Source organism: Gilvibacter sp., from assembly GCF_013214815.1.
Taxonomy (GTDB): domain Bacteria; phylum Bacteroidota; class Bacteroidia; order Flavobacteriales; family Flavobacteriaceae; genus Gilvibacter.
The window spans coordinates 64288-71202 of sequence record NZ_JABSPU010000002.1 but is presented as its reverse complement, the minus strand read 5'-3'; the positions used below and the strand labels follow the sequence as shown (position 1 = coordinate 71202).

Sequence of the window (6915 nt, the reverse complement as noted above, 5' to 3'; positions counted from 1 at the left end):
TGGGCCTTCTACGGGCCAAATACGGAAAGTCAACTTCTTTGCCGTTGTGGGCGCATAATCTGTGGTAAGGACGATTAAAATGTGTTTCTAAGAGCGCATTGAACTCGCGCAGTAGTATAGCTTCTTCTCCGCTAAAGGAGGTCACCCGGAACTCACCGCCATCCGCAGCCGTAAAATAACCTACCGCAATGCATATGATCTTACCAAACTCTGCCCAAATGCCTGCGCGTTCATAAAATTCTTCTGCTGAGATCTCTTTGCGTTGATATTGGGTTTTGGCCGCGTACAACTCTTTGGTTTCCTCATCCAATGAATTAAAATCAGCGGATTCAGGCACCGTTTCGATGTCGAGAAAGAGAACGTTATTCAGTGGAATTTTTTGCAGCACAACGAGCAGATTTGCTCTCGAAAGTACACTTTAATTACCAATCATGGCATAAGCCTCTTCCACATATTTATAAAAGTCACTGGTAAAATCATCACCAGCTTGGCGGCTTCCCAATTGGTGTCCTAAGCGCACTATGATTAGATCATCTTCTGGAATGGTGATCACGTATTGTCCCAAAATACCGCGCATTACAAAGATGTGTTTGTCCATGTGATCCGAGATCCAAAATCCGTATCCATAAGGCTCGCCTTGAAAACGCGCTACAGTGGCCTTAGCAACGAATGCCGAATCTAAAATTTGTTTACCGTTCCAGTTTCCTTGATTCTTGAATAACCTTCCAAATCGAGCAAAATCTAGCGCGTTACTGGCAATACAGCAATAACTTTTTGCCAAACGATTCTCGGCATCATCAATCTGCCAAAGGGCATCTTGTTGCATCCCTAAAGGCTGCCAAAAGCTAATCTCTAAATACTCAGAGAGCGATTTACCAGTCGCCTCTTGAATAATCATTCCCAAGAGCTGAGTGTTTCCGCTGAGGTAACGAAAACCAGCGCCGGGAGTATCGACCACCTCTTGGGCTAAAATCGTTTCCGCGAGGTCATCATCATAATAGGCTCGTGCGGTAACGCTAAAAGGGCTTTTATAACTCTCCTCCCAATCCAAGCCAGAGGCCATGGAAGAAAGATCCCCAACGGTTGTTTTGTCGTCCTTGTATTTATCAAAGAAGTCTCCAATGGGTTGGTCCAAGCTTTTGATATAACCGTCTTTTATCGCCTTCCCTAAAAGTGCGGTGGTAATGCTCTTGGCCATAGAAAAGGAATTGGTTTGAGAGCTCGCGCTGTAGCCTTCCGCATAATTTTCATACCAGAGGCTGTCGTTCTTAATAATGGCAAAAGCTACTGTTCCCAGAGCTTCATTGGTCTGCTTTAAAGTCTCAGTAGCTGCTACCGTATTGTAATCTTGGTGTTTGGGCCACTCCCAAGGAGTATCAGATTTAGCTATGGTTTCGTTTTCAAAATAGACGTGATCATCTATAAAGGCCGTAGTATGTCCGGTCATATAAACCACGCGAACGCCTTTGATGATGTATTCGTAATCGGTGATATACAATAAGGCAATTAGGGCTAGAATCAGCGCTAAAAACCCTTTAAAAAAGCGAACAAGTGTTTTCATTCTAAAACAGTTTTTGTTGAGTTACCGGGGATTCGTGTTCAAGCAACCATTGTTTGCGCCAGAGGCCTCCTGCATAACCGGTAAGGCCGCCATCACTAGCTATCACTCGATGACAGGGAATGATGATCATAATTGGATTCTTGCCATTCGCGCTAGCTGCTGCCCGTATGGTTTTTGGGTCGCCTAAACTCTTGGCCATATCCATATAGCTGGTGGTTTTTCCAAACGGAATTTCGAGCAACTGCTTCCAAACCTGTTGTTGAAAGGCTGTTCCTTGCGGATTGAGTTTGAGATCAAAATCGTTGCGATTCCCCTTAAAATAGTCTTGAATTTGACGCGCCGCGTCTTGCAGTGGTTCTGGAATTTCTGCGGATGGAGATTCTGCTGTATCAAGTGCGCTGAGTTTCTGGATTCCATCAGCATCACCCTCTAATAAAAGGGTCCCGAGGGGCGAATCCAAATAGGCACTTTGCGTCATCTTATTCGTCTTGGTCTTCCTCTTCAGCTTTCGTAATGACAATTCCCAGACGCTTAGCGCGGGCTTCCCAGGTGCGGCGAGCCATTTGTTGCATATCAGCAACATTGTCGCTCTCATCCATGATCTCTAATCCTAGTAGGGTTTCAATGATGTCTTCCATAGTGACCAAGCCCACCGGATTTCCAAATTCATCCATGACAATGGCCATATGAGCGCGTTTCCCAATAAAAAGCTCAAAGAGATTTGGAATTGGCGTACGACTATCTGTTACCAACAATTCGCGCTTAATGCTCTTAAGCGGTTCGTGTCCTTTATTGTCAATAATGGCTTCCAATACATGATCTTTCAAGATCACTCCGGTTACATTATTTGCGTTATCGTTATAGACAGGAATTCTAGAGAACTTCAGATTCTTATGGCCTTCATGGAAGGCCTCAATGGTGGTGTTCTCATCTTCTGTGATGGCTACAACCCATGGGGTCATTACGTCTTTGGCCAAAATGGATTTGAAAACCAAAAGGTTCTTTATGACTGTGGATTCGTTTTCTGCAAAAACACCTTCTTCTTGTGCAGCATCGGCAATGGCAATGAATTCCTCTCTGCTCAAAGTACTCACGTGGGCCGATTTACCTATCAAACGAGTGGTGAGTTGCAGGAACCAAAGGATCCCTGTGTATTTCAATGGAAAAATTAGGGCTGACAAGGCTTTGGCCGTGAAGTTGGCTAGTTTTTTCCAGTAAGTAGCTCCAATGGTTTTTGGAATGATCTCAGAAAGTACTAGGATCAAAAATGTCATGATACCAGAAACGATCCCTACGATATTGATTCCTAAGAAATCGATCTCAAAATCCAAACTTTCTGCCTGCACCCCAACTAAAATTGCACCTACAGTGTGCGCAATGGTATTCAAGGTAAGGATTGCGATCAAAGGTTTGTCTACATCTTTCTTGAGACGCTCTAAGGTATTCGCATAGCCTTTCCCTTGCGACTTTTTGATGTTGATAAACGAAGGTGTAATACTGAGCAGTACAGCTTCTAAGATCGAACACAGGAACGAAAAGAAGATAGACAGTACGGCGTAAACAATGAGTAAGGTCACGGAGCTAACTTATAGTTGACTTGATATGAGTAAAAATACCAAAATTTACCAACCCACATAACGTGGAGGCGCTACTTGTTTGAGGTTGAGGTATACGATTAGCTGTCCGCGGTGATGGGTGAGGTGATCTTGCAGCAGGTTCAAGATCTGCAAACGGCTTTTTGACCCAGCAAAAAAATCGACAGTTTCAGTAAATGTTTTAGGGTCAGTAGCTTTTACGGCATCGGCAACACCGTTAAAAGAAGCTTCTAAAGATTTGATGATATTTGCCTTAGTGTCTGTGATCGCTTTAGGTTCGGTTCCTCCAAAATACGTAGTGCTCAACCAATCCATATTGCCTTTTATATGAATCAATTGTTCTTTAAAGGTCATTTGTCCATCTGTGGGTTTGAACCCAAATTCTTCTTCGGGCATGGATTTGGCGATCTCTAAGGTGTAATTCTTAGCGTTTTCCCATTTTTCTAGAAAAGCTTCTTTGGGTGTTGTAGCCTGCGCCATAGCTCCAGTAGCCCCAAAAAGAGCAAAGGCAATTAAAAGATGTTTCATCTATTTAAAAATGTTTATTACTGAGATGATAAAGCAAATAAAAATTATCTGCGTAGATCTACCACTTCGCTTTGGCATCTAAATTACGAAAGTAAACGCACTGCGTCCTTGGCAAAGTAACTCGCAATAATATTGGCTCCTGCACGCTTTATGCTGATGAGTTGTTCCATCATTACTGCATCGTGATCTAGCCATCCTTGAGCTGCCGCGGCTTTAAGCATGGCGTATTCTCCACTCACTTGATAAACGGCTACAGGAACATCAACTTCGTTGCGAACTTCTCGAACTATATCCAAGTACGCCAAACCGGGTTTTACCATTACAATATCAGCGCCTTCATCAATGTCCATTTGGGTTTCTTTGATGGCTTCAAAACGGTTTGCCGGATCCATTTGATAGGTCTTTTTATCACCAAATCCAGGTGCAGAATCCAAGGCATCTCTAAACGGTCCGTAAAAGGCCGAGGCGTATTTGGCACTGTAACTCATAATTGCCGTGTCAATATATCCTTCGTCTTCTAAGGCTTCACGGATGCTGAGAATGCGTCCGTCCATCATATCGCTAGGTGCAACCACATCGGCGCCAGCAGCGGCATGAGAAACACTCATGGCTGCTAGCACTTCATTGGTTTCATCGTTTAAAATCTTCCCATCGGCAACAATACCATCGTGCCCATAGCTGGAAAAAGGATCCAAAGCCACATCGGTCATCACTAACATACCCGGTTGTGCACTTTTCACCTCTTTAATGGCGCGTTGCATCAAGCCATCAGGATTCAAAGCTTCAGCACCTTCATTGTCCTTCAGCTTGTCTGGAACCTTTACAAAGAGCAAGACCGCTTGCAGGTTCATATTCCAGAGTTCATTCACTTCACCGGCCAATTGATCCAAACTCAAGCGGTAATAGCCCGGCATGGAAGGAATCTCTTCCCGTACGCCTTTACCTTCTGTCACAAACAATGGCACCAAAAAGTCATGCGGAGTAATGATGGTTTCGCGAACCAGATTTCTCATGGCTGCGGATGAACGTAAACGTCTATTTCTAATGATGGGATACATAATCTTTATTAAGAATTTGCCGGAATCCGTGCCGCCCAATCCTTTGGGTTTTGCAACACTTCTACTAGGGCTGCTTCTGGGCTGCCCGGTTCTGGTTGATGGTTATAATGCCACTGTACATGTGGCGGTAAGCTCATTAAAATACTTTCAATGCGCCCGTTGGTCTTAAGGCCAAACAAGGTGCCTTTATCGTGGATCAGGTTGAATTCCACATAGCGTCCACGACGCACTTCTTGCCAATCGCGTTGTTCTGAAGTGTATTCTAGGTTCTTTCTGCGCTCTACAATGGGTACGTAAGCTTCTACCAAGCTATTGCCCACCTCTGTAACGAAGTTATACCACTGCTCTAAGCTAAATTCTTCCGTAGGCTTGCAGTAATCGAAGAACAATCCGCCTACCCCACGAGCTTCATTGCGGTGAGCGTTCCAGAAATAGTCGTCACACTTGGCTTTGTATTTGGAATAAAACTCCGGATCGTGTTTATCACAGGCGGTTTTACACACTTCATGGAAGTGAATGGCATCTTGCTCAAACAGATAATAAGGGGTTAGGTCTTGTCCGCCACCAAACCATTGGGTGACTACATTCCCGGCTTTATCGTAGAGTTCAAAATAACGCCAGTTTGCGTGCACTGTTGGCACCATTGGGTTTTTTGGGTGGATCACCAGGGAGAGTCCGCAGGCAAAAAAGTCAGCTTCTTTTACTTTAAAATAGTCCTGCATGGCAGGGGGCAAGGCGCCGTGTACTGCGGAGATGTTCACTCCACCTTTTTCAAATACGGCTCCGTTTTCGATAACTCGTGTACGCCCACCTCCGCCTCCTGGGCGTTCCCAAAGGTCTTCTTGAAATTTAGCTTGCCCATCCACAGCTTCTAAAGCTGAGGTAATTTGATCTTGTAGGGTTTGGATGTACTCGTGAAATTTAGTTCGCATAGTCGATTAACTTAGGTTGTTCTTTGTCCATTAATTGTACAGTTCTCAAGCTAGCTGCCGTTACCGAAAGCGGGAGTACCAAGATCAGACCTATAACAGGTATAATAAGCACTGTCATAAAAACCAATCCGTTGCCAATGGCTGAACCGCGATTGCGTTTTACAAAGCGAATGCTGTCGCTGTATCCAAAGTGTCTTTCCAAGGTATAATCCATGTTTCCGAAGCCGGCATAGTAAGCTTGCATGCAAAAGAGCAAAATTGGAGCTATCAAACCTATGACAGGGATCAGTCCTAAAAAGAAAATTGGAACAGTCCACAATAATTCCATACCTAAATTGCGTGCGTTGATCCGAATACCGCGCCACAATTGGTCGTTAAAGTCTGTGTTTCTGTAAAAGCGCTCACCAGGACGCAGGTCTGCTTCGATCTTTTCAGAAACAGGACTCATAAATGGCGCGCTCAAAGCCATCACTACAGCTTTGTAAATAATAAATCCGAAGGTAATGATCATGATCACACTCAGGATCTCTGCTACTACTGCAAAGGCTTCCTTGCCCCAGTCAAAGATCCACGCCTTACTGATCAATGCGCCAAGATTGTCACTCAATCCGTAAGCGGCCACAATGATTCCTACGGCAACGACCAAACTGATAATTATTGGAACCACAAAATAGCGCCACAACCCTAATCTATTCATGAGTGGGAGTGCATCAGAATATGCTTTTATGCTTAAAAATATAGAACCGATCATAACTATTCGCTTAAATACACCAAGCGTCCAAAGCAGTACTTGGTTTCATTAACATCGAGTATTTGACGCGCTTTGAGGGCTCGTTGTTTCAAACTTTCGACAATTTCTTTTTCTGAGTTGGTTTTGTAATCAGAAAACCAATAGCGCCCGACCTGGTTGTTATGCAGATCCATGGCGCGTTCCAAGGGCTCATTTACAGAGAAGTCTTCGTGCCAAGAAGTGATTTTGTCAGCCCAAGCCAAGGCGGAAAGAATATTCGAAGGATTCTTGTAGATGCGCTTCATGATGAGAATATTCCACAGCGCATGGCGAATTGCATTAGCTCGGTTGTGCAAATGATGCGCTTGTCCAAACTCTCGATTACAGATCTGAATACACTCTTGGGTTGCCAACGCAGTTTTGAGCATACGAATCGGAGAACGCAAAGTGATTCCACACAACATGAACAGTTGCGCAAAATTCAATCGCTTGAGTGTTCTCCAGAACATAG

The 6915-nt window shown here is 44.2% G+C and carries 8 protein-coding genes and 1 pseudogene; all 9 read right to left on the bottom strand.

Going from position 1 to position 6915, the window contains the following annotated elements; translation table 11 throughout:
* Positions 1–388 (bottom strand): annotated as a pseudogene (locus HRT75_RS00820) (3'-5' exonuclease); the annotation flags it as partial.
* Positions 389–418: 30 nt separating this feature from the next.
* Complete coding sequence (locus tag HRT75_RS00815; protein WP_291182056.1) at positions 419–1561, bottom strand: serine hydrolase; 1143 nt, start codon at positions 1559–1561, stop codon at positions 419–421.
* A 1-nt stretch (position 1562) separates the two neighbouring features.
* Complete coding sequence (locus HRT75_RS00810) at positions 1563–2039, bottom strand: methylated-DNA--[protein]-cysteine S-methyltransferase (protein ID WP_291182054.1); 477 nt, start codon at positions 2037–2039, stop codon at positions 1563–1565.
* Between the two features lies 1 nt (position 2040).
* Positions 2041–3138, bottom strand: a complete 1098-nt coding sequence (locus tag HRT75_RS00805; RefSeq protein WP_291182053.1) for a hemolysin family protein — start codon at positions 3136–3138, stop codon at positions 2041–2043.
* Between the two features lie 45 nt (positions 3139–3183).
* Positions 3184–3684: a DinB family protein gene (locus HRT75_RS00800; RefSeq protein WP_291182052.1), complete on the bottom strand. Its 501-nt coding sequence runs from the start codon at positions 3682–3684 to the stop codon at positions 3184–3186.
* Between the two features lie 83 nt (positions 3685–3767).
* On the bottom strand, positions 3768–4742 hold the full coding sequence (gene hemB, locus HRT75_RS00795) for a porphobilinogen synthase (RefSeq protein WP_291182050.1): 975 nt from the start codon (positions 4740–4742) through the stop codon (positions 3768–3770).
* A gap of 8 nt (positions 4743–4750) precedes the next feature.
* Complete coding sequence (gene hemF, locus HRT75_RS00790; RefSeq protein WP_291182048.1) at positions 4751–5674, bottom strand: oxygen-dependent coproporphyrinogen oxidase; 924 nt, start codon at positions 5672–5674, stop codon at positions 4751–4753.
* A complete protein-coding gene (locus tag HRT75_RS00785; RefSeq protein WP_366664997.1) occupies positions 5664–6371 on the bottom strand; it encodes an EI24 domain-containing protein in 708 nt (235 codons plus the stop codon). Before HRT75_RS00785 ends, hemF begins: the two co-directional genes overlap by 11 nt.
* A gap of 56 nt (positions 6372–6427) precedes the next feature.
* Positions 6428–6913: a hypothetical protein gene (locus tag HRT75_RS00780; RefSeq protein WP_291182045.1), complete on the bottom strand. Its 486-nt coding sequence runs from the start codon at positions 6911–6913 to the stop codon at positions 6428–6430.
* Positions 6914–6915: the final 2 nt, after the last annotated feature.